At 46.7% G+C, this 21878-nt stretch carries 22 protein-coding genes, 1 pseudogene and 2 riboswitches; of the genes and pseudogenes, 8 read left to right on the forward strand and 15 right to left on the reverse strand.

Annotation, left to right across the window (positions count from 1 at the left end; translation table 11 throughout):
- The first annotated feature begins 44 nt into the window (after positions 1 to 44).
- From CAGA_RS06065 to CAGA_RS06080, 4 genes are all read left to right on the forward strand, one after another.
- Positions 45 to 1490 (forward strand): YfcC family protein, encoded by a 1446-nt coding sequence (locus CAGA_RS06065; RefSeq protein ID WP_135658954.1) that lies wholly within the window; start codon positions 45 to 47, stop codon positions 1488 to 1490.
- 156 nt (positions 1491 to 1646) lie between these two features.
- Positions 1647 to 2510: a transporter substrate-binding domain-containing protein gene (locus CAGA_RS06070; protein WP_135658957.1), complete on the forward strand. Its 864-nt coding sequence runs from the start codon at positions 1647 to 1649 to the stop codon at positions 2508 to 2510.
- 30 nt (positions 2511 to 2540) lie between these two features.
- Positions 2541 to 3350 carry an amino acid ABC transporter permease gene (locus CAGA_RS06075; RefSeq protein WP_135659075.1) on the forward strand — a complete coding sequence of 270 codons (810 nt, stop codon included), beginning with the start codon at positions 2541 to 2543 and terminating at the stop codon, positions 3348 to 3350.
- Entirely contained in the window at positions 3338 to 4087 is a 750-nt protein-coding gene (locus CAGA_RS06080; RefSeq protein ID WP_135658960.1) for an amino acid ABC transporter ATP-binding protein, read from the forward strand. The genes CAGA_RS06075 and CAGA_RS06080 overlap by 13 nt, the downstream gene beginning before the upstream one ends.
- 93 nt (positions 4088 to 4180) lie before the next feature.
- On the opposite strand, the pseudogene CAGA_RS06085 reads toward CAGA_RS06080, so the two are convergent.
- Together CAGA_RS06085 and CAGA_RS06090 are read right to left on the reverse strand one after the other, a co-directional pair.
- A pseudogene (locus CAGA_RS06085) lies at positions 4181 to 4503 on the reverse strand (acetyl-CoA C-acyltransferase); the annotation flags it as partial.
- 165 nt (positions 4504 to 4668) lie between these two features.
- Positions 4669 to 5538 (reverse strand): aldose 1-epimerase family protein, encoded by an 870-nt coding sequence (locus tag CAGA_RS06090; RefSeq protein WP_135658963.1) that lies wholly within the window; start codon positions 5536 to 5538, stop codon positions 4669 to 4671.
- A gap of 378 nt (positions 5539 to 5916) precedes the next feature.
- On the opposite strand from CAGA_RS06090, the gene pta reads away from it, so the two are divergent.
- Complete coding sequence (gene pta, locus CAGA_RS06095; protein WP_135658965.1) at positions 5917 to 6891, forward strand: phosphate acetyltransferase; 975 nt, start codon at positions 5917 to 5919, stop codon at positions 6889 to 6891.
- Positions 6892 to 6988: 97 nt separating this feature from the next.
- Here pta and CAGA_RS06100 read toward each other — a convergent pair whose 3' ends face one another.
- Positions 6989 to 8041 (reverse strand): MupG family TIM beta-alpha barrel fold protein, encoded by a 1053-nt coding sequence (locus CAGA_RS06100; protein WP_135658968.1) that lies wholly within the window; start codon positions 8039 to 8041, stop codon positions 6989 to 6991.
- A 14-nt stretch (positions 8042 to 8055) separates the two neighbouring features.
- On the reverse strand, positions 8056 to 9489 hold the full coding sequence (locus CAGA_RS06105; protein ID WP_135658970.1) for a PTS transporter subunit EIIC: 1434 nt from the start codon (positions 9487 to 9489) through the stop codon (positions 8056 to 8058).
- Between the two features lie 462 nt (positions 9490 to 9951).
- On the opposite strand from CAGA_RS06105, the gene murQ reads away from it, so the two are divergent.
- Positions 9952 to 10893 carry an N-acetylmuramic acid 6-phosphate etherase gene (gene murQ / locus CAGA_RS06110; RefSeq protein ID WP_135658972.1) on the forward strand — a complete coding sequence of 314 codons (942 nt, stop codon included), beginning with the start codon at positions 9952 to 9954 and terminating at the stop codon, positions 10891 to 10893.
- 18 nt (positions 10894 to 10911) lie between these two features.
- A complete protein-coding gene (locus tag CAGA_RS06115) occupies positions 10912 to 11748 on the forward strand; it encodes a MurR/RpiR family transcriptional regulator (protein ID WP_135658974.1) in 837 nt (278 codons plus the stop codon).
- 360 nt (positions 11749 to 12108) lie between these two features.
- On the opposite strand, the gene CAGA_RS06120 is transcribed toward CAGA_RS06115, so the two are convergent.
- The 9 genes from CAGA_RS06120 to crcB form a co-directional block, all read right to left on the reverse strand.
- On the reverse strand, positions 12109 to 12549 hold the full coding sequence (locus CAGA_RS06120; protein ID WP_135658976.1) for a hydrogenase maturation protease: 441 nt from the start codon (positions 12547 to 12549) through the stop codon (positions 12109 to 12111).
- On the reverse strand, positions 12546 to 13949 hold the full coding sequence (locus CAGA_RS06125; protein ID WP_135658978.1) for a nickel-dependent hydrogenase large subunit: 1404 nt from the start codon (positions 13947 to 13949) through the stop codon (positions 12546 to 12548). The genes CAGA_RS06120 and CAGA_RS06125 overlap by 4 nt, the downstream gene beginning before the upstream one ends.
- A gap of 8 nt (positions 13950 to 13957) precedes the next feature.
- The gene (locus tag CAGA_RS06130) at positions 13958 to 14818 is read right to left on the reverse strand and encodes a hydrogenase small subunit (protein WP_135658980.1); all 861 of its coding nucleotides are present in this window, start codon (positions 14816 to 14818) and stop codon (positions 13958 to 13960) included.
- Positions 14815 to 15249, reverse strand: a complete 435-nt coding sequence (locus CAGA_RS06135; RefSeq protein WP_135658982.1) for a cytochrome b5 domain-containing protein — start codon at positions 15247 to 15249, stop codon at positions 14815 to 14817. The genes CAGA_RS06130 and CAGA_RS06135 overlap by 4 nt, the downstream gene beginning before the upstream one ends.
- A gap of 219 nt (positions 15250 to 15468) precedes the next feature.
- The gene (locus tag CAGA_RS06140; RefSeq protein ID WP_135658985.1) at positions 15469 to 15810 is read right to left on the reverse strand and encodes a thioredoxin family protein; all 342 of its coding nucleotides are present in this window, start codon (positions 15808 to 15810) and stop codon (positions 15469 to 15471) included.
- A 35-nt stretch (positions 15811 to 15845) separates the two neighbouring features.
- Entirely contained in the window at positions 15846 to 16202 is a 357-nt protein-coding gene (locus CAGA_RS12810; protein WP_330566964.1) for a DUF2703 domain-containing protein, read from the reverse strand.
- Between the two features lie 160 nt (positions 16203 to 16362).
- A complete protein-coding gene (locus CAGA_RS06150; protein WP_135658987.1) occupies positions 16363 to 17376 on the reverse strand; it encodes a permease in 1014 nt (337 codons plus the stop codon).
- A gap of 68 nt (positions 17377 to 17444) precedes the next feature.
- Positions 17445 to 17771 carry an ArsR/SmtB family transcription factor gene (locus CAGA_RS06155; protein WP_135658990.1) on the reverse strand — a complete coding sequence of 109 codons (327 nt, stop codon included), beginning with the start codon at positions 17769 to 17771 and terminating at the stop codon, positions 17445 to 17447.
- Between the two features lie 182 nt (positions 17772 to 17953).
- Positions 17954 to 18325, reverse strand: a complete 372-nt coding sequence (gene crcB, locus CAGA_RS06160; RefSeq protein WP_135658993.1) for a fluoride efflux transporter CrcB — start codon at positions 18323 to 18325, stop codon at positions 17954 to 17956.
- Between the two features lie 46 nt (positions 18326 to 18371).
- Positions 18372 to 18431, reverse strand: a riboswitch (Fluoride riboswitch).
- A 302-nt stretch (positions 18432 to 18733) separates the two neighbouring features.
- A riboswitch (Fluoride riboswitch) is annotated at positions 18734 to 18810 on the forward strand.
- A 72-nt stretch (positions 18811 to 18882) separates the two neighbouring features.
- On the opposite strand from crcB, the gene CAGA_RS06165 reads away from it, so the two are divergent.
- Complete coding sequence (locus tag CAGA_RS06165) at positions 18883 to 19407, forward strand: GNAT family N-acetyltransferase (protein WP_135658996.1); 525 nt, start codon at positions 18883 to 18885, stop codon at positions 19405 to 19407.
- Here the strand turns inward: CAGA_RS06165 and CAGA_RS06170 are convergent.
- On the reverse strand, positions 19404 to 20618 hold the full coding sequence (locus tag CAGA_RS06170) for an MFS transporter (RefSeq protein ID WP_135659010.1): 1215 nt from the start codon (positions 20616 to 20618) through the stop codon (positions 19404 to 19406). The two genes, CAGA_RS06165 and CAGA_RS06170, sit on opposite strands and share 4 nt — an antisense overlap.
- A gap of 56 nt (positions 20619 to 20674) precedes the next feature.
- Complete coding sequence (locus tag CAGA_RS06175) at positions 20675 to 21847, reverse strand: MFS transporter (protein WP_135659012.1); 1173 nt, start codon at positions 21845 to 21847, stop codon at positions 20675 to 20677.
- Between the last annotated feature and the right edge of the window lie 31 nt (positions 21848 to 21878).

Genomic DNA, 21878 nt, shown 5'->3' on the forward strand with positions numbered 1-21878 from the left:
CAAGCCTTTGTAAGCACAGCGGAATGATATTAAGGAGGAGAACTATGTCTACTGGAACTTCAGCTTTATTAAAAAAGAAAAAATTCACGCTGCCCCACGTTTACACAATTGCCTTTCTGCTTATTGTTTTTGTTGCCATCCTCACCTGGTTCGTACCCAGCGGCGAATTTGACCGAAAGGAAATTGAAACGGCGGCAGGAACCCGGTCGGTAGCCATCGCCGGAACATACCACCTCGTTCCAAAGGTGGACGAGGACGGAACCGACCATCGTCAAGACATTGCGGACATTCTTCAGGCGCCGACCAAAGGAATTCAAGCGGCTTCCGATGTTGTGGCGTTTGTCCTTCTGATTGGCGGCACATTCCAGATCATCAACACGACGGGCGCAATTAACGCCGGCATGAAACGCGTTGTAAAAAAGCTGCGCGGCAAAGCATCTTTGATTATTCCGATTTCCATGATTCTTTTCGGGCTTGGCGGTACGTCGTTTGGCATGTCCGAGGAAGCGCTTCCGTTCTACGCGATCTTTATGCCGATCATCATGGGGATGGGGTACGACTCCATGACGGCGTTCATGATCGTTTTCCTGGGGCCGCAATTAGGATACTGCGCCTCCACTACGAACCCCTTCAACGTATTGATTGCGCAGGGAATCGCGGGCATCTCCGGAAATCCGCAGTTGGGCTTCCGCTTTATCCAGTGGATTATTTTCATGGCGATGGGTATTGTTTTCGTCATGATGTATGCAAAGAAAGTAAAAAACAATCCGGAAAGCTCCATTACCTACCATGACGATATCGCGAAGCGCGAAGAATTCCTTGTGAACGCTCAGGAAGAGGACAGCGAATTCACGCTAAGGCAAAAGCTCGTCCTCCTTGCCTTCACCCTTGGCATGGGGCTCATCATTTTCGGCCTAGTCAAGTTCGGGTGGTATATGGATGAAATCTCCATGGTCTTCCTTGGAATAGGGCTGGCTTCCGGTATTCTCGGCGGGTTGAAGGAAAAAGAAATTGCGGAACAGTTTGTAATTGGCTTGAAAGATTTTGCATATGCCGCCGTTATTATTGGCGTTGCCCGCGGAATCCTTTCCGTTGCGGAAAACGGCCTGATTATCGACACAATCCTGAATGCTCTGGCCACTTCCCTGCAGGGTGTTCCGACCGTCATCTTCACAACAATGATGTATTTCGCACAGAGCCTGATCGCCCTGTTAATCCCCTCTTCTTCCGGACAGGCTGCCCTTACCATTCCGGTTATGGCGCCGCTTACCAGACTGATGGGCGTTAACCCGGAAGCCTCTGTAACCTGCCTCCAGTATGCAAACCAGTGCATCAATACCATCAGTCCCACCGCCGGTATGACGGTTGCAGGGCTTGCGGTTTGCAAAATTTCTTTCCAACAGTGGTGGAAAACCTGCTGGAAGCTGTTCATTGTCATGACGGTTCTTGGTATTGCCTTTACCGCGATTTCCGGTATGCTTCCTGCTTAATCCAATCCCATTGGCACTGGGGATATCCGGTATTGTACTGAACAGAAAACAACATTCCCTGATTTCGATACAGGTTTTGCCGGCGCCATAAACATGGCGCCGGTCGCGTTTTTCACCCAATAACAGGAATTATTTGATAAAAGATAGGAGTTTATTATGAAATTCAAAAAAAGAATTGCGGCGACGCTTGTGAGTGTGCTTCTGACGGCGGGGCTGATAACCACGGCCGGCTGCACGAAGTCCGAAACAGCGGCGCCGGCCTCAAACGCAACAAAAAAAGTACTGCGGGTTGGCATGGAATGTAACTACGCCCCCTACAACTGGACGCAGGCGGACAACTCTAACGGTGCGGTCCCCATTGCCAACAGCGGCGGCGAATACACCAACGGGTACGACGTGATGATGGCGAAGAAAATCGCCGACGCAATCGGCTATGAACTGCAGATTGTGAAAACAGAGTGGGACGGCCTTGCGCCGGGCGTGGTTTCCGGTAAGCTGGACGCGGTTATCGCCGGCATGAGCATTACCGAAGAGCGCAAGAAAACCGTTGATTTCACCGACCCGTACTATAAGGCAACCATCTACGCGCTGGTCCGCTCCGACAGCAAATATGTTTCCGCAAAAAGCGTGGCGGATTTAAAGGGAGCTTCCTGTACCTCCCAGCAGAATACCGTCTGGTACGATATGCTAAGGCAGATTCCGGACGCGAAGATTCAGCCGGCCATGAAAAATGTTCCTTCGCTAATCGTCGCCCTCTCTTCCGGTAAAACCGATGTTTTTGTAACGGACAAGCCGACCGCAATGGGTGCCGTGTATGCCAACAAAAAGCTGGTGATGCTCGACTTTTCGGGCGAAAACGGCTTTCAGGCTTCCGATGAGGATGTGAACCTCGGCATTGCGGTGTCCAAGTCGAACCCCGAACTGAAGGCCGCCATCAACAAGGCCCTTTCCGCCATCAGCGAGACGGACCGCGACAAAATCATGCAGGATGCGATTGCCAAACAGCCTTTGGCGCAATAACGCGAAAATACAGGAAGTGAGTTGTCAGTTATGAATCTCCCCGGCGACGCCGACTTTTTCGGCTGGGTTCTCTATATTGCAAAACATTACGGCGTAATTTTCCTAAACGGCGCGGGCATAACGTTCCTGCTGGCGCTGGTCGGCACGCTGATCGGCTGCGTCATCGGCCTTCTGGTCGGCGTGTTGCGCACGCTCCCCGTCCGCAGGGACGCAAACACGTTTGTAAAAACCCTGCACAGGCTGCTCCAGTTCATTTTGGCCGCCTACATCGAAGTTTTCCGCGGCACCCCGATGATTGTGCAGGCAATGGTGCTGTACTACGGTTCCATGCAGGTGTTTAAAGTAGATATGACGCCCCTCTTCGCGGGCTTCTTCGTTGTTTCCATCAATACCGGCGCGTATATGGCGGAAACCGTCCGAGGTGGGATTGGCTCGATCGATATCGGCCAGACGGAAGGTGCTATGGCTATCGGGATGTCTCACTGGCAGACGATGCTGTACGTCATCTTGCCGCAGACCCTGCGCAACATCCTCCCACAGATTGGAAACAACCTCATCATCAATATCAAGGATACATCCGTTCTTAATGTCATTTCCGTAACGGAGCTGTACTTTTCCGGGAACTCCGCGGCCGGCGCCTTTATGCGCTACTTTGAAGTGTTCTTCATCATTTGTGTGATCTACTTTATCATGACCTTTACATGCTCGCGCCTGCTTCTCTGGATCGAGCATAAAATTGATGGTTCCAGCTATTACTCGCTCGTAAAGAGCGACATGATGGCCGACCCTTCGGGTCATAATCCTGTCCAAATGGGAGGAGGGAAAACATGGACGAACTGAAATCCCCCATTCTGCAGGTTCGGCATCTGAGCAAGAGATTCGGGGACAATGTGGTGCTTCGGGACATCAACTTTGAAACCCGGCACGGCAATGTAATCTGTATTATCGGTGCTTCCGGCTCGGGAAAATCCACGCTGCTGCGCTGCATTAATATGCTGGAAACCCCAACCTCCGGCCAGATTTTGTTCCACGGGCAGGATATTACCGGGAAGGGGATAAACATCAACGCCTACCGCGCCAAGGTGGGCATGGTGTTCCAGTCCTTTAACCTGTTCAACAATATGACCGTTCTGGGAAACTGCATGGCGGGCGTTACGAAGGTTCTGAAAAAGGATAAGAAAACGGCGGAGGAAACCGCGATGGAATACCTTTCCAAGGTTGGCATGGCGGAATATATCAACGCAAAGCCGCATCAGCTTTCCGGCGGGCAGAAGCAGCGGGTGGCGATTGCCCGCGCGCTGGCGATGGAACCCGAGATGCTTCTGTTCGACGAACCGACCAGCGCGCTGGATCCGCAGATGGTGGGAGAGGTGCTGGAGGTTATGCGCAGCTTGGCGAAGGAGGGCATGACCATGGTGATCGTTACCCATGAGATGGCCTTCGCGCGTGACGTTTCGTCCCGGGTGGTCTTTATGAAAGACGGCGTTGTCGCCGAGGAAGGCGAACCGGCAGAACTTTTCGAAAACCCAAAGCAGGAAGCCACCAAGGACTTTTTGGCGAGATTCCGGAATAAGTAATGTAAGGATCTATTAAAATAAAAAACGGAGTTTCTGTTCGAAACAGAGCTCCGTCTTTTTCCTTTGTGCGGCTGTTAATAAGCCAAGCCGCCGTTATTCCCTTTTAACAATCGTGGCGCAGCCCATGCCGCCGACACAAAGGGCGGCAAGCCCCTTTTTCGCACCGCGCTTTTCCATGGTATGCAGCAGGGTGACCAGGATGCGGCAGCCGGAAGCGCCCACCGGGTGGCCAAGGGCAATTGCGCTGCCATTCACGTTGATTTTGTTTGTGTCCAGGCCCAGTTCCTTTATCACAGCAAAGCTCTGGGCGGCGAAGGCTTCGTTGGTTTTGAACAGGTTGAAGTCCTCCGGCTTCATGCCGGTTTCCCCAGCACTTTTTTCACGGCCGCCACGGGGACGATTTCCATGATGGACGGCTTAACGCCGCCAAGCGCGCCCACTACCCAAGGCCGCCATGGACTCAACGCCAAGCTTCTTTGCTTTTCAGAAAAAAGTGCTGTTCCAAAGAACAGCGCTTTTTCTTAATTTATTCGGTTTGGAATTTACACAATTCGAGCGGGTTTGCGCCGCTTTGCGTGTTGTTATTTCAGTACCGAAACCTGATAGCCCACAGAATATTCTTTCCCGGCTGGGAGTACAATCCGGTAGGGCTTATCCTCAAAATTTCCGCTTTCATCTGTAAGCGCCGGAAGCCCGTTCCACGGCTCAAGGCAGACGAACGGCGCCTGCTTTTTTGGCGGCGTCCACAGCACTAGGACTTGGAAACCGTTAAAGTCAAGCTCAACGCCGGTCCCGTCGCTTTTCTTTACAAGTCGGACCTTGCGACTCTTGAGATCCTTTGCAATGAGCGCGTCAACGTCAAAATCGCTGTAGAGAAGGGGGAAGGTGTACGATTCAATGCGCTTGCTGAATTTATAATCCTCGCTGAACAGGCTGTTTTCGTCCGTATAATAAAGGTCGGTATTCTCCGCTTTCTCAAATTTCAGCTCGTAGTCCTCGATCGAGCCGTCCACGCAAAAGCCGGGGTGCCCGCCGATGCAGAACTGCATATCGCCGTTTCCTGTGTTTTTTACCGTATAAGTGGTCTTGTAGCCGGCTTCGGAAATTTCATGCGCGATGGTAAGCGCGAAGTCATACGGGTACTGCGCCCTTGTTACCTCGTTGGAAACTAGTGTGAAAACGGCCCTTGTGTCGGTGCACTCGGTCAGTTCAAACTGACTTTTGCGCGCAAATCCATGCTTTGCTGTTGCGGAGCAGACGGTTGAACCGAACTTCACTTTGTTGTCTTTCAGCGCGCTGACGAATGGGAAAAGAATGGGAGCGTGTCCGGTCCAATACTTTGGGTCGCCCGTCCAGACGTATTCCCTCCCGTTGTTTTTGTACGAGATTAATTCGCCTCCAAGCGTGTCAACGATTCCTTGCGCACATCCAAGTTGTAATGTTTTTTGCATTTTGAACGTTCCTCCGTTTTTATGATTTCAGATGGTAACAGTTACCTTTTCTATTATAGCGGGCGGTGGAAATGAAAATTGTTCGAAATTAACATTAAAAATATTTCTTTCTAAATAGAAAGTATCGCGTTCTTTTGTAGAAGCCCCAAAACCGCAAACGGAATTTCCCACTTCATCCTTTTTCGGGAATTGGCTTCGGCTGTTTTCAAGTAAATTTCATTTTCTAATGCACGCTTGCTGTTTTCGTGGTAAAATATATCCATATGCAAGTTTTGAAAATGCAGGTTATGCAATATCGATAATTTTTTCGGTCACATAGAAGCCGGACTAAGGTGTGTGGGTTTCGTGACTGGAATAAAATAAATGGAGGTAAGGCATATGTTTGAAAAAATGATCGAACTGCTGAAATCGAAACAGAGGAGCTTGGTTTTTACGGAAGGAACGGACGCGCGTATCCTCGAAGCGGCTCATCGTCTGCATAAGGAAAAAATCCTTCAGCCCATCCTTTTGGGCAACCCGGACGAAGTGCGGGCCGCAGGGGAAAAATGCGGTTTCCCTGTCGATGACGGAATCGAGATTATTGATCCGCTGAATTACAGCGATATGGAAGCAATGGTTTCGATGATGGCAGAGCTGAGAAAAGGGAAGGACGATGAAGCAGCCTGCCGTGCGGCGCTTCGGAAATCCAACTATTTCGGAACCATGCTTGTAAAAATGGGAAAAGCGGACGCGCTTTTGGGCGGGGCAACCTATTCCACCGCCGACACGGTCCGTCCGGCGCTCCAGATTATCAAGACCAAGCCCGGCAATAAGATCGTATCCAGCTGCTTTATTCTTCACCGCAGGAAAGATGATGCCGAGGAGCTTTACGCCATGGCGGACTGCGCCATCAATCTGGACCCGAACGAAGACCAGCTTGCCGAAATCGCGGTGGAAACGGCCAAAACGGCGAGAGTTTTCTCCATTGATCCCCGCGTCGCGCTGCTTTCTTACAGCACGCTTGGTTCCGGCAAGGGCGAATCCGTAGAAAAGATGCGCCGGGCGATGGACAAGCTCAAGGCGCTGAATCCGGACTTCCCGGTTGACGGCGAGCTTCAGTTTGACGCCGCTTTCTCCCCGGAGGTAGCGAAAACAAAGGCTTCCGGTTCTTTGGTTGCGGGCAAGGCGAACACGTTCATCTTCCCGAATATTGACGCCGGAAACATTGGCTATAAAATTGCCCAGCGCCTCGGCGGGTTTGAGGCTTATGGCCCGATTCTCCAAGGCCTGAACGCGCCGATCAACGACCTTTCAAGAGGCTGCAACGCGGATGAAGTTTACAAAATGTCGATCATCACAGCGGCGCTGATCTAAAATAATAAAGGAGAAAGAAAGAACCGCGCCTGCCGTTTCAAACGGCAGGCACGGTTCTTTCTTTTTGGAAATATATTATCCATCGGAGAACTCGCGCCTAGCTTTGTATCAGCTCGAAGCCCATCCCGTCCGTAATATAGTCAAGGTACGGCAGGGACGCTTCGTCGATCTGCCCGACAATGTTGACTTTCGGCTCAGGCTCCAAGTCCCTCCGCGCAATTTCCAGCTCGCCGGAATAGCGCAGATAGCCTTCGTTGCTAACGGAAATACTTCCCCGGATTCGGGGCTTTACGGCCTGCGCGGGGAACAATCTGCCTTGTGAAGCATAGGCTCTGGATTCTTGGGAGCGGATTACGTATTCGCTGGAATCCGGGCGGTCATGGTGGATTCGATTCGTAATGAAACGGTACGCAGGGTCAATATCGGCTTTCAGGCTGACATAGCCCTGTGACAATTTCCCGACGTTTTCCCACGCTTTGTCGCTGATGTCAATGTCTCCCACTATGCAGATATCCGTGTGGCAATCCTTTATCAGTTGAAGCATGCTGAGCAATACGTCGGCGCGGCGGTGTGCTTCCACGGTGGGAAGCCCCATCTTGAGCGGCCCGCGCAGTTCCTTATCCCCGGCAACAAAGGCCATGGTGGTCATTCCAAGCTGGCGGAGGTTATCGTTGATGCTTCGCGTTTTCGCAATGGATAGTCCCGTCAGCGGTTTCGGGTAAAAATTATGGCACGCGCTGAACCGGGTGAAGTCCGCATTCCGCTTCTGCAGTTCACGGATATCCTTCTCAAGGAGGGTGCTTGCGTTGAATACAATCTGAAAGCTTTTCGACAGGTCAATGATCTGCTCATACGTAAAGCCGTAGTCCACGCGCAAATGGGAAATCGAAGTCTGCTTCAACTCCTCAAAGCGCCGGTAGCCCAGTTTTTGCAATGTCCTCGGGCCAATATCCACAATCAGGGAAATGGAACAGCGCTTGCACAAATCCAGCAGCCTTTTTACCTCTTCCGCGTAATTTTCAACGCTTTCTTCGGGAATGTGCAGCGAAGTGAAGGCATAGCCCAGATTTGCCCGCTTTGCTTTTTCGATGATCTCTTTATTCTTTTCATAGCCTGTTCCAAGATAAAGGGAAATTCCAAATTGATTCATCCGTTTTTCTCCTGTTATTTTTCGTTCTCGCCGTAGACCTCGTTAATTCTGTTTTCATCCACACCGAAGAAATAGGTAAGAAGGAAGCCACCGGCGTAGGCTGCGACCATCGAAATGGCGTAAAACAGCTGCTGCCCCGGAACCACAATCAAAAGGCCGAACAGTCCGGACACACCCTGTGAAATGGTGCCGATGTGGAACAGCGAAGTGAGGATTCCGCCCAGACCGGCCCCAAGGCAGGCGGTGACAAACGGTTTGCCGAGCGGCAGGGTAACCGCATACATCATCGGCTCGCCAATGCCGAGGATACCAACCGGCAACGAATCCCTTGTCAGCCTCTTCAGCTTCTTGTTTTTGGTTTTCAAAAACAGGGCAAAGCCCGCGCCAACCTGGCCGCCTCCCGCCATCATCAGGATGGGAAGAAGGTAGTTTACGCCCTGGGTTGGTCCATCGGGGTTGTTGAGCATGACGTGAATCGGGGTTAACGCCTGATGCAGGCCGACCGCCACGAGCGGCAGGAAGCCTGCGGAAAGGATATAGCCGCCCACAACGCCTAAAGAAGTATAGAAGAAGTTCAACAGCCAGTAGATTCCGCTGGTAAAGAGCGCGCCGAGCGGCTGAAGCACAATCAGCGCAATCAGGCTGCCGAAGATAACCGTAAGCAGAGGGGTGAAGAACGTATCGAGGATGTTGGGCATCCATTTGCGGATCCATCTTTCCAGATAGGCAAAGAAAATTCCGGCAAACAGCGCGGCCAGCAAGCCGCCCGCGCCCGGGTTGAATACTTTTCCCGTTAACGGAAGAAGAACGTCCGCATCGTGAAACTTCGTCAGCAGGGGCATGGATGTGTTGGCAATGGACATTGCGCCTGCAAGAGCGCCTAAAACCGGCGAACCTTTGAATTCCTTGGCAGCGTTCATTCCTACCAGAAGGGGCAGGTAGAGGAACAGCGCCCAGCCCATGGTGCGGATACATTCATACCACCACAGGCCGCTCAGCGCGCCGCCGGAGGAAACATTGATGACATTGCATATGCCGTTGATCAGGCCCGCCGCAATAATGCCGGGCAGAAGGGGGATGAATATGTTTGCAATCCGCTTAAGGAACTGCTGAACGGGTCCGTTATGTTTTTCTTTATTGATCGCCTTGTTTTGCTGCGCAAGGTTTTGCGCGCTTTCTTCGGCCTCTTCGGAGCCAAGGGCAAGGCCGGTAAGCTGGGAAAACGCCGCGCCTACCTTGTTTACGGTTCCCGGCCCGAACACGATTTGAATTGTGTCTGATTCAACCACGCCCAGAACGCCGTCAATCTTTTTTATGGCCGCAATATCCACTTTGGCTGGGTCGATAATTCCCACGCGAAGCCGCGTCATGCAGGTGGCGTTGGCGCGGACATTTGCCTTCCCTCCAATGGCCGACAGGACATCTTGTGCTGTCTTTCGATAATCCATAGTACACATACCTCTCTTTCATAAAATCAGGGCGCCGCAAAAGAACCGTTTCCTGCTTCTTCCCGCAAGGGGAGAATCCAGGTTTTCTTCTCCAATATGCCCTTCCGTTGCTTCGACTACATTTATTATACATTTTCGAATTTATAAGTCAATAATATTTTTAAATAATGTATATATTTAATGAAATTTTATTTTACATTTTATTTAGAATCCAAATGGATTTTTTTGATTTAGAAATAATTTTATACTTTGTTGCCTATTTAATTTCATGTTTATTAAAATTTTATGGATATTTTGTAATAAGCAACATTCGTAGAATATAGTGAATAGATAAAATATAAGAAATTATATTTACTATTTTTTCAACTATCGTTGAATTTATATTTTAATATTGCTATAATAAAAACGGCCTTTCATTGAATGATTTTAATACTGTCAAAAAGGAATAAGGGGAAATGTGGAATGTCACTGAATTTAAATGAATTGGATACGGAAAGCGTGAATCCGAAAAGCAAAAATATCGATACGATGGATACGATGGGTATTCTGAATATCATTAACGAGGAAGATAAAACCGTAGCGTACGCCGTGGAAAAAACGTTACCGGATATCGCTTTGCTGATTGACGCCGTTTACCCCCGCATGCTTAAGGGCGGGCGGGTGATCTATATCGGGGCCGGTACCTCCGGCCGGCTTGGCGTGCTGGACGCCAGCGAATGCCCGCCAACTTACGGCGTGGACGCTTCCCTAATACAGGGCATGATTGCGGGCGGCTTTGGCGCGCTGCTGAAAGCAAAGGAGGGCGCGGAGGACGACCCTGCCTTAGCCCGGCTTGACCTTGAGAAAATTTTGCTCACAGCGGATGATACGGTAATCGGCCTTGCCGCGAGCGGGCGCACCCCCTATGTCATAGGCGGACTGGATTATGCGAATGAAGTCGGCGCTTACACCGGCGCGATCAGCTGTGTGAACCATGCGGAAATCTCCAGGCACGCAAAGGCAAAAATTGAAGCGGTCGTCGGGCCGGAGGTCATCACCGGTTCTACCCGGATGAAAGCGGGGACGGCGCAAAAGATGATTTTAAATATGATTTCCACTTCCCTTATGATCAAGTACGGGAAAGTGTACGGAAATTTAATGGTGGACGTGCAGCCCACCAATGAAAAGCTTGTGGAGCGCGCGAAGCGCATCATCGCATCCAGCAGCGGATGCAGCTACGAAGATGCCGCAGGCTTTCTGGAGAAAAGCGGCTCCAATGTAAAAATTGCAATTTGTATGGCGCTAACTGGCCTTTCCCGCGAAAATTGTGATATAATTTTAAAAAGAAACCAGAACAATATTTCCAGAGCGATCCGCTCGCTGAAAGAGGGCTCCTCTGAAACCGTTCAAGCAAATGCAAAGTAGCGGAAAGGATTTTGCGCCATGAGCTGTGTTTACAAGATTCGTGAAGGAATGGCAAGCTATACCGATACGGAAAAAAAGCTTGCGGATTACATCTTGCAGCATGCAAGCCAGGTCACCTTAAATTCGGCACAGATACTGGGGGAGAAGGTCGGCGTTTCGGCTGCTGCGGTGATCCGTTTTGCCCATAAGCTCGGCTACAGCGGGTTTACGGCGATGAAGGTTGACCTTGCGCGGGATACTACGGATGACATCATGAATTTTGACGACATGATCAATGAGCACGATACGATGGCGATGGTGGTGAAAAAAGCGGAAAACTTGAATACAATGCTGCAGAATCAGGCTTATCGGCTTTTGAATATTGAGAGTCTGGAAAGGGCGGTCAACGTTTTATTGAACAGCCGGACAATCTATCTGTTCGGCGTCAGCGGCTCCGGGAATGTCTGTACGGACTTTATGGAAAAGCTGAGCAGAATCAACCGCCATGTCGTTTACCATAAGGATTTTCACGACCAGTTTGCGTCCGCAGCCCATATGACGCCCCAGGACGCCGCCCTTGCGGTAAGCTACAGCGGGAAAACGCACGAAGTAAATACAGCGATGCAGTTTGCAAAGGAATCCGGCGCGGCTACAATCGCGATTACACAATTTAAAAAGACCCCGCTGACTAAGCTGGCGGACGTCTTGCTGTATATTCCAACAACGGAGCGGGAATTGCGCCTTGGGGCGATTGCCTCCAGGAACGCTTCGCTGATTGTGACGGATCTTCTCTATCTCGGCATTGCGAAAAATGATATTGAGAAAACAAAGGAATCTTTGGTAAAAACAAAAGAGGTTGTAAAACGTTTGAAATAAAGAAATGCGCCACCGCGGATAGGCCTGCGGCGGTGCATTTTTCTGTCGCCATTGCTTCACTATGCGAAGGAATGGCGATTTGTACGGAATAAAATCCACCAGCTCTGCTGGTGGGTAAAAATCTTTAGCTATGGACAAAAATAAAACTCCCCGATATATTAAAGTTCAGGTCTGTCAACCTAACAAAAATATCGAGGAGGTCTTCAAGATGAAAGCGAGCAAAAATACATTTTTTGTATATCAGAGGATAAAAGGGAGCCAAACACTTACAAAGCTTCCGTAAAATTAAAATATTGTCTAACTTTTGGGGGCATTTTATTTACAGCCGAAAGTATAATCTATTGTCCAAAGCATTAAGGCCTAAGCAATGCTACTTAGTATGACTGCCGTTGAATTCACAATGTTAGGCAAACACAGTTCCATTGCATGGCTCAATCCGGCCTGAAGCGACAACTCAAACGGTTCAATCCCTATGATTAAAATAGTGAAAGCCCCTGTTGTCTTCAACAATGGAATGAGATGCTGATTATGCATGGATAGACCATTTTGTAAGCATGCCGAACATTCTTTCAGGTTAAATAGATGAATACTTCCCGGTTTGTATCCGGCGTATAAAGCGTCTACGATGACAATGCGCGACGCATGAATTTTTGATAAGCAATAATAAATATCGGACTCGGCAATTATGAATTCAAGGTGATCATCTTTATTCCGTTCCATTAGCCTTCGCACCACTTCGCATCCGACACCGTCGTCACAGTAAAGGCTGTTTCCTATTCCGACAACTGAAACATTATTCATGAAACCACCTGATAGACTTTTGTTTCATTACCCGGACATAAAACATGGGTTGCGCAGGAAACGCATGGGTCGAAGGAACGCAAAATGCGCCCTATTTCGACCGGATTATAGGTATCGTGGATTGGAGTACCGATTAGAGATAATTCGGACGGTCCTTGTGTTTGCCCGTCACGCGTGGAAAAGTTCCAAACAGACGGCGTAATAATCTGATAAAAAGCAATTTTTCCTTCGTTTATTTTCATCCAATGGCCAAGAGCACCCCGAGTGGTATCGATCAGCCCCATTCCCTTCGCCCGCAGTGGCAGTTCATAACGGTTTTGTGTCTCTACGCCAGGTACAACCTGATCCAGTAAAACTGTCAGGATTTCTATGATTTTATGCGTTTCATAGACACGCGCAACAATCCTGTCCATAGCGGAAACATGATTTTCGTAACACCCGCATAAAATCTGACGCGCAAGTGGCCCTACTTCAAAAGGTTTTCCAAGGTATCGCGGCGCCTTGATCCAGGAATACGCTTTTTGTTTCTGCATATCCGGTTCCGAGACTGTTTCAAAAGGTTCATAACTGTCTTTTCCCGAATACCATGCGTAGTCGATGGATTCGGTTATGTTGCGTGCGTCAAACGGCTGTTTTACCCCATCCGTCATGATGCAAGGTTGAAGATAGAGCGTTCCAAGTGAATCATAACCTTGAAAGCAACCATAGCTTAGAAGATTCCCACATCCTCCGCCTAAATGGAAATAGTCCTGATAAGCGTTTGCGATTACCCCCATATCACTGACCATTTTGTTGTCAACAAAATCACGGATCACAGACAGCAGAGATTTCATATGGATTACGTTGTCCGTAGTCGGTCTGACGGTAACCCCGCCAATAAAAATGCCATGGTTATGAGGAGCTTTTCCACCAAGTACGGCCAGCATTTCATGGGTCTGCATACCGACTTTTAATGAGTCAAAATAGTGGTTTGAGATTGCTTCCGTCTGCTCCGGCGATAGACGGAAGTCATTGCCGACAGTATCAAATAGTGGAAATTTTTCCGGAAGCCGGACATAATCTGGAACAGTATATTGATAAAAATGCCGGATATGGTTCTGCAGAAATTCACAACCGTGGACAATATCCCGCAGGATCTTCCCCTGTTCGGAAGGGATAATACTAAGTGCATCTTCCAGAGCGAGAGAAGATGCCATGGAATGAGCTGCGGAACAGATTCCGCAAATGCGCTGAGTAAAATATACGGAGTCAAACGGGCTGCGGTTTAGAAGAATCTTCTCAAACCCACGAAATAGGAACCCACTATTCCGCGCATCCTCGATAACGCCGTTATTAATGGTCGCTTCTATCTGCAAAAATCCACTAATTCGCGTAAGGGGGTTAATTAAAATATGTTCCATATGTTTCCTCATTTTGTTGTGTCATAAGAAATGAATGGTTCCATTTTATCGGGAAATCCAAACTGTGCACAGCCAATACACGGTGTGCTGGCTCCAACAGGCCAATTCGTACGCCCGTTCCATTTACGGACCGGGCAGTCGATTCGGGTAACAGGCCCCCGGCAGCCCAGTTTGAACATACATCCTCCATCGCCGAGTTTCTGTGCAAAAACGCCGCGGTCAAACAGAGAACGGCGCTCGCAGCGGTCGTGAATGGTATGTGCGTAAAACATTACCGGCCGGTTCATTCGATCAAGTTCCGGTTCTCCATACAGCAGCAAATATGCAAGGGTTCCCACAAACCAGTCAGGGTGGCAGGGACATCCGGGCAGTTGAATCACTTTTCGCGTAAGTACGTCTTGTATTCCAACGCAATGCGCCGGGTTTGGAAAAGCTGAAGATATTCCCCCATGGGATGCACAGGCTCCCACCGCAATGACCGACTTAGCCCGCTCTCCAAGCATTTTCAAAGCAGCAAGGGCTGTCAGCGGCTTTCCATCCATTTGGCCGATAATATTATAATAACCATCATTTGCGGTCGCGACAGCACCCTCTACTGCCAGAATATATGGCGTCGCCACAACGCTTTTCAGTTTCTGCATGGCAGCGTTTCCCTCAGCGGCCATCAGGCTGTTGTTGTAGATAAAACGAATCATGTGGGTGATTAGGAAGGTAAAATTCGGCTGACTGCCATCCAGCAGGGAAATAATATTGCCAGAGCATCCGGTAAGTTCCAGCCAGACAAGATTGATATCCGGTTTACATGATACGGAAAACCGGTCCCGCACTTCCCTCATCAAACACTCTGTTAAATTTTCATAACCATTCATTCCACCATCGTCCCCACAATAGGCAAATTTTGTAAGATTGGATGTCCAGCATGGCATGACGCAAATTGTGTGGATAGATCATTCCCTGCTGTAAGGCCAAAATGGGTTGCAGCTCCCCATGCAGCATTGTTCGTCACGTCATAGACAGTACCGTTCACAGCGACATAGGCAGGCATGCCGTTTTTTCCGTTATACCTTGAGAGTTCTTCCTTAGTAAAAATTCTGTTGTTCTGAAAAGGCAGCGTCCTGACGGCATTGCTTTGCATTTTCAGCTCTGCACCCAAGTTGTTAATCAAATAGAGATCATAAATCTTACATCTTATATGGTCCAAAATATTGCTTTTGGTTATTTCGTCTGCCGTAACCTGCAAGAGGTTTACACTTGTACTGAAATCTTGGATTATTTTATTCATTTCATCACGGCGGTTCATTGCGATTCTCCTTTAAGGTTTATTCGGATTTGCTTTATTATATTCCACCGTAATTTCCTCTGTGTTTTCCCAGAGCTCTGAACTTTATGGATATCCAGTCAAATAATTCCGGCTGGCAGTTCTAGATAAAACTGCCAGCCGGAAAATCTTCACTATTTTTAAGAGTTTTAGTCAGTTTCTGTATTTTAATGAAATCGTCTGGAACCTCATTTTAACGGCTTATCTTACCTTTTGCAGTATCTTAACGATATCCTCAGTATTAAGAACCTTACCGTAAGAAACAATCTTTCCATCTATCACAAGGGCAGGTGTTGACATGACGCCATAGGCTGCGATTTGTGAGAAATCGGTCACATGGTCAATTGTCGTATCCATGCCGAGTTGTTCCAGCGCTGCTTTAGCAGCGGCTTCAAGCTGATTGCATTTTGCGCAGCCGCTTCCAAGCACTTTTACACTTGCGCCTTCGACTTTAGCGCTCTCAGCCTTGGCCATGCTTTTCGCATCGCAGTTTCCTCCGCAGCAGGAAGTCGTTTCTTTCTTTTTCTTTCCGAATAGTGACATATTCATTACGCTCCTTTATTAGTTGTTGTTATTGGTTAGCAGCAATTGCTCCCGCAGGAGTATGCTGATTTACTGGCTTTCCCCTCATAAAAAGTTTTCAGATTGTTCGGCAGTTTATAGTCGCCGCAGTAACAATCACTTGTTGTTCCGAATATGGTTTTCAGAATTGCCTCGGCAAGCATCTCATTGGGAGGCACTTCATAACTTTCCCCATTGTATTCAAATACCCGACAGTCAACATCAGCTCCGTTGATTTCGCTGCAGCATCCGCAACGGTTCTCTTTTACGAACCCGCAAATATCCTGACCGTTTACACGGATCGTCGGAGAGGAAAGAAATCTAAACCTCTCGGCGATCTTGTTATACTCGATATCAAAACCGGCAAGCTGCAGCGCGGGGTAAGCGTCGCCATTACTTCATCAAGCACAGTATCCGTTCCGATGCAGCGGTTACAGGTCTGCAAAATCAAGATCTTGTAACGCAGGTGCCGCACTCCGCGCATATCAGATAGTCAATAATAGGATACCATGTCTTTGCCATAACACTTTTCTCCTATATGATAAATCCTTGAATCGCGTTGAAAAAATAGCCTACAAGGATAATGCCTATGGTACAGATGCCGATGAACAGTGCCAGCAGCTTCGGTTTGACCGCCTTGCGGAGCATGATCATGGACGGAAGGGACAGCGTTGTGACAGCCATCATAAATGAAAGGATAGTACCAAGCTGTGCCCCCTTATATAATAGTGCCTCAGCAATCGGAATAGTACCGAAGATATCGGCATACATCGGGACCCCGATTAGGGTTGCCAGAACGACGCCAAAGGGATTTTTGCTTCCCAGCACGAGCGATACCCATTCTGCCGGAATCCAGTTGTGAATGACCGCGCCGATGCCTACACCGACCAGAATATAGGGAAACACCTTTTTGAAGGTGGAGAGCATTTGCTCTTTTGCATAAATCAGTCGGTCTTTTTTTGTCAGGTCTGGCGATTCGATGTCCACACTACCCGCTGACAGGATAAAGCTCTCAACATACCGCTCCATATGCAGTTTTTCAATAATCGTGCCTCCGACGACTGCGACGATCAGCCCAACAATAACATAAATAATTGCTACTCTTGCACCGAAAATGCTCATCAACAGAAGCAACGATCCGAGATCCACCATTGGGGAAGAAATCAGGAACGAAAACGTCACACCAACAGGAAGCCCTGCGGATGTAAACCCAATGAATAGTGGTATAGAGGAACAGGAACAGAACGGCGTCACCGTGCCAAGGAGCGCCGAAATGCAGTTTGCCCAGACACCGTGGAAACGACCGAGAATCCGTTTGCTGCGCTCCGGTGGGAAGTAACTTTGGATATAACTGATGAGAAAAATCAGCGAACACAGAAGTATCGTGATCTTAATCACATCGTATAAGAAAAACTCAATGCTTCCACCCAACCGCGCCGATGTATCAAGTCCAATAGCGGTCAGGCCACTTCGGATTAGGCCATCCAGCCATTTCATAGCAAGGATCTGGTATTGGAAAAAGTCCCAAATTAATTTTAGTATCTGCATGAGAGATAAACCTCACTTTCAATAACATCAAAAAAATTTGATGTATTCTGTTCTTAAAAAAGCCATCGTCAGGATGGCTTTTTAGATTTGCAACAAATTTTTTCTTCTGTAACCGCGTTGGGCGTTGTCAGTTTTTTTAATAGATTACCGGTATAGGCGCTTCCCTTTTCACTAATTTTGTAATGCGTCCATTTGCCTTCCTGCCGACTCTCCACAATACCCGATTCAACCAGAATCTTCATGTGATAGGAAAGCCCCGATTGCCCCAAGTCCAACTGTTCCGACAAAACGCAGGCGCATTTTTCCCCGTCGCGCAGAAGTTCAAGTATCCTAAGGCGTTTTTCGTCGCAAAATGCCTTGAACACTTTTGCCTGTTCTTCATATACGGTTGACAAGCTATCACCTCATATCAAAATTATTTGATATGTTATTAATATATACGTCAAATCAAGTTTTGTCAATATGAAATCAGGAAGTATTGACTGGAAATAATAACCCAATAGTAAGATTAAATCAGAGACTCCCTTAATAAACTCTCGTTTTCTTCAAATATCTTCGTTTTTTAGAGCATTTGATTTTATTGGGCTACTATTTTTCCAAACCAGCAGGCGAATAAAGCGAAAAAAAGGTTTAATCCTGCATTCATTCCACCCATCAGGTATTCGCCGTCGGAAAAGAATGAGACGGTTTCATAGCTGAAAGTGGAGAAAGTGGTAAGGCCGCCCATAATCCCTGTAGTTAAAAATATTCTGGCATTTGCAGAAATAGGCCAGATACTGGTGCTTGCTTCCATGATGAAGCCCATGGTGAAGCCGCCAAGGACATTTACAATAAGAGTTCCTATGGGAAAATCGCCAAAATATTTTGCTGTAGCGGTCGAAATGATGCAGCGGAGCGCGGTGCCAAGGAAGCCTCCCAAGCCAACTATTAAGATTCTACTGAGTTTCATAAGAAATATACCACCCTCAAGGCAAAAATATAAGCTTCTACCTTTTCTCAAAGTAGAAGCCGTTAGCATTGACTGCATTATGGTGAGCTTCATCACCAAATCGCTATATTATTATTATACAACTTTCATTGCTTTATAAATTTAATAAAAGATACGAAAACGAACCAAAAGGTAGAAAATTATTAATTTTTCGGTTTGATTTTGTGTATTTATTACAATTTGAGCAAAAGATCATCCACGCTTATTCGGGATTTTCACCATTTTTTGGATGCCCAGTATAACTACCGGAAGGATTACTGTTAAATGACAAATTGAAATATAAGGATTGTATTACTGATCAACACTAGATAAAATTGACAAACAATGAATTGCTATTTTTAATATTGAAGATTGCTTTCCCAAGTGCTATACTATGCAAGGGATGAAGCTCCCCTTTGGAAATGTCCAAATTGTTGCTGAGAACAGCTGATGGCTTCTACTAAATTGGTGAAGTCATCAGCTTTTTTACGCATGCATTTCCAAAGGGGAATTTTTTAGTTTGATAGCGGGTGGGTAAAATGGAAGATTTTATTAGACCGTTCAAGGAAAGCGACTGGAATAAAGTCCAAAAAATATATCATCAGGGAATTGATACGAATTTAGCGACATTTCAAACAATGTGTCCAACTTATGAAATATGGAACAAAACATATCTACAGAAATGCCGTTACATATATGAGCAAAACGGGAGAATTCTCGGTTGGATTGCGTTGTCGCCTGTTTCAAATGAAACTGCATATTCTGGTGTAGCTGAAGTTAGTGTCTACGTGGAAAACAAGTCAAAGCATCAAGGAATTGGAACATTGCTATTAGATAAAGTCATAAAAGAATCAGAAAAAGAAGGATTTTGGACGTTACAAGCGACAATAATGCATAATAATTATTCTTGCATTTTGTTGTTTCAAAAGTGTGGATTTCGGGAAGTCGGTTTTCGTAATAAAATAGCTCGTGATCGGTTTGGAACTTGGAGAAAGACAGTACTTATGGAAAAAAGAAGCAAATCAGATATGTTAAGCAACTGTTGCGATTCGAAACCAGTCTAACTACGTTTTCTCTGTTCACGTTTAAGATTATTTATAAAAGCAATGAATACAGCAATAGAGAGTACTTCTATTATAACGGCATACAGAATTACATAAAGAACTGACCGCTCATATATAAAACCCATGGCTGAATTTCCAATTAACATTGCCATTCCATATATTGTGTTAAAATAACCAAAGGCTTTTCCTCTATCGGCAACAGGGGTAATATCAGATATTGCTGCTTTCATAACAGTTTCATGAATGCTCATTACACATCCCCACAATAAAATGCTGATGACAGCAAAAGCAGTTGAAGTAGAGAAGCCTAAAACTGATACAGCAATACTTAAAAGCGAAATAGATACGAGAACTTTTATTCCCATACGATCATAAAGCTTTCCGATAAAAACAGCAAGCAATCCATCAATTGCCATAGCAACTGCATATAATGTTGGAATTGCCGCTTGGTTTAATATTCTTTGAAATAAAAAGTGATAGGAAAGTATAGGAAAGCCGGCAAAGCCAAGAACACTAAAAAAAATGAACAGAGAATATAACCAATAATCAGCCGATACCTTCCTTTTTGAAGCTTGCGGTTTTTGATTTGCTGCCCCTCCGGACACGGTGATTGTTTCAAATTGCGACGGATTCGGATACTTATGCTTTGTATATAATACGACGGCAATCGTTAAAATTGCAGGAGCCCACATAATTTGAACCCCCTGCTTATACCCGCCAAAAGATGAAAGACATACCGTAAAAATAAGAGGCCCAATAATTGCGCCGATCTGGTCAAGAGCCTCACTAATACCAAAACCAAATCCAGATCCTATATGCTTTGTTGCATGTGAAATCATAGTATCTTTGCCGGGGCTGCGTACCGCTTTGCCAATTCGTTCAAGAATAATAAATAGTGCTGCAATTTCCCAATGCTCAGCCAAAGCCAGTAATGGAACTGAAATAAGCATAGCATAGCCTATAGTCGTCACAATCCAGCTATTACCGGTTTTATCAATAAAATATCCCGAAACAGCCCGGATTGCATATCCCAGGAATTCTCCAAAACCCGTTATAAGTCCAACTGCCACGGCATTGGCACCCAATACACCTAAATAGCTGCCATAGATACTACGCGCTCCTTCATAAGTAATATCCCCCAAGGCGCTGATTAATCCAAATAATAGAATAAATTCAAGTGCGAGATTTTTCTTTTTAGTTGTTTTATCCATATATTATTGTCTCCCAAATGTTGTTTCTTTTTTGCGCAGCAATTTCTTAGCATTGCCTAATCGGCAGCACATCTTTCTAATTTTGAAAAGCTTAAAAGAATTAAAGATATTATTGCACAAGCAGCTCCGAAATAAAAAGTTGCTGCCGGTGCAACTTTGTCCCATAGGAATCCGGCAATTAAATTTGCAGGTAAGGACATTAGTCCGAGAGAAGCATTAAAAAATCCGTATGCTGTGCCACGCTGATTATCAGGCACAATATGTGCAACTAACGCTTTTGCTATACCCTCTGTCGTCGCATAATAGAACCCGTAAAAGATATAAATGATCCAGATTTGCCATGCTTGATTTGCAAGAGCAAACCCGACATAGGCGATTGCGTAAATCAGCCACCCGGCTTGCATGACTTTAACCCGCCCGATTTTATCGGACAACGCACCTGCCGGTGTGGATAGGAGCGCATAGAATAGGTTAAACAGTGCATATACAACAGGAATTGCGATGACGCTGACACCTACATTTTGAGCACGTAAAATTAAATAGGAATCACTTGAATTTCCTAAAGTGAATATTAGCATTATAATCAGAAAATATAGGAATTTGCCTTTTAAGAGTGTCCAATTAAACTTACTCCCTTGGGGTGAATCCGGTTGAGACTTTTCTTTCACGAAAAAAACAATCAGCAAAAGGGTAATGGCTGAAATCAATCCGCCAATATAGAAAATAATTCTGTATCGCATAATATTTTTCGCAAGAAGCCATAAGAGACCGGCGGTAGCAAGTGGGCCAACAACAGAGCCAAATGTATCAAGTGTGCGCTGATAGCCAAAGGAAAATCCCATTTCCCCTTCTTTTGCGGATTGAGCAACAAGCGCGTCTCTTGGCGCATCCTTTATGCCCTTTCCTATACCGTCGGCAAAGCGGAGAACAAAAGCCTGCCATGCTGTAGAAGCAAAGCCGAACAAAAATCGACTGACTGCAGATAATAAATATCCAATAAATACGATTGCTTTACGCTTTTTTAGTTTATCCGACAAAAATCCAGACAAAATTTTGAAGATGCTTACGATTGTTGTAAGGCTACCTTCTACTAACCCTATCATCTCCTTGCTCATGCCAAGGACTGAGGAATAGAATACAGGCAGGATGGGCTGTATCATATCTTGCCCGAATCCTCCGAAGAAAGCTACCCATCCGAGAGTACGAACATTGTTTCTGTTTCGCTTCATGATGATACACTCCTTTTTTCTCCAACAAAAA

The organism is Caproiciproducens galactitolivorans, assembly GCF_004768785.1.
In the GTDB taxonomy this organism is placed as follows: domain Bacteria; phylum Bacillota; class Clostridia; order Oscillospirales; family Acutalibacteraceae; genus Caproiciproducens; species Caproiciproducens galactitolivorans.

Coding starts and splice junctions, on each gene's coding strand:
- CAGA_RS06065 (WP_135658954.1), top strand. CDS start 45: ATGTCTACTGGAACTTCAGCTTTATTAAAAAAGAAAAAATTCACGCTG.
- CAGA_RS06070 (WP_135658957.1), top strand. CDS start 1,647: ATGAAATTCAAAAAAAGAATTGCGGCGACGCTTGTGAGTGTGCTTCTG.
- CAGA_RS06075 (WP_135659075.1), top strand. CDS start 2,541: ATGAATCTCCCCGGCGACGCCGACTTTTTCGGCTGGGTTCTCTATATT.
- CAGA_RS06080 (WP_135658960.1), top strand. CDS start 3,338: ATGGACGAACTGAAATCCCCCATTCTGCAGGTTCGGCATCTGAGCAAG.
- CAGA_RS06090 (WP_135658963.1), bottom strand. CDS start 5,538: ATGCAAAAAACATTACAACTTGGATGTGCGCAAGGAATCGTTGACACG.
- pta (WP_135658965.1), top strand. CDS start 5,917: ATGTTTGAAAAAATGATCGAACTGCTGAAATCGAAACAGAGGAGCTTG.
- CAGA_RS06100 (WP_135658968.1), bottom strand. CDS start 8,041: ATGAATCAATTTGGAATTTCCCTTTATCTTGGAACAGGCTATGAAAAG.
- CAGA_RS06105 (WP_135658970.1), bottom strand. CDS start 9,489: ATGGATTATCGAAAGACAGCACAAGATGTCCTGTCGGCCATTGGAGGG.
- murQ (WP_135658972.1), top strand. CDS start 9,952: ATGTCACTGAATTTAAATGAATTGGATACGGAAAGCGTGAATCCGAAA.
- CAGA_RS06115 (WP_135658974.1), top strand. CDS start 10,912: ATGAGCTGTGTTTACAAGATTCGTGAAGGAATGGCAAGCTATACCGAT.
- CAGA_RS06120 (WP_135658976.1), bottom strand. CDS start 12,549: ATGAATAATGTTTCAGTTGTCGGAATAGGAAACAGCCTTTACTGTGAC.
- CAGA_RS06125 (WP_135658978.1), bottom strand. CDS start 13,949: ATGGAACATATTTTAATTAACCCCCTTACGCGAATTAGTGGATTTTTG.
- CAGA_RS06130 (WP_135658980.1), bottom strand. CDS start 14,818: ATGAATGGTTATGAAAATTTAACAGAGTGTTTGATGAGGGAAGTGCGG.
- CAGA_RS06135 (WP_135658982.1), bottom strand. CDS start 15,249: ATGAACCGCCGTGATGAAATGAATAAAATAATCCAAGATTTCAGTACA.
- CAGA_RS06140 (WP_135658985.1), bottom strand. CDS start 15,810: ATGTCACTATTCGGAAAGAAAAAGAAAGAAACGACTTCCTGCTGCGGA.
- CAGA_RS06150 (WP_135658987.1), bottom strand. CDS start 17,376: ATGCAGATACTAAAATTAATTTGGGACTTTTTCCAATACCAGATCCTT.
- crcB (WP_135658993.1), bottom strand. CDS start 18,325: ATGAAACTCAGTAGAATCTTAATAGTTGGCTTGGGAGGCTTCCTTGGC.
- CAGA_RS06165 (WP_135658996.1), top strand. CDS start 18,883: ATGGAAGATTTTATTAGACCGTTCAAGGAAAGCGACTGGAATAAAGTC.
- CAGA_RS06170 (WP_135659010.1), bottom strand. CDS start 20,618: ATGGATAAAACAACTAAAAAGAAAAATCTCGCACTTGAATTTATTCTA.
- CAGA_RS06175 (WP_135659012.1), bottom strand. CDS start 21,847: ATGAAGCGAAACAGAAACAATGTTCGTACTCTCGGATGGGTAGCTTTC.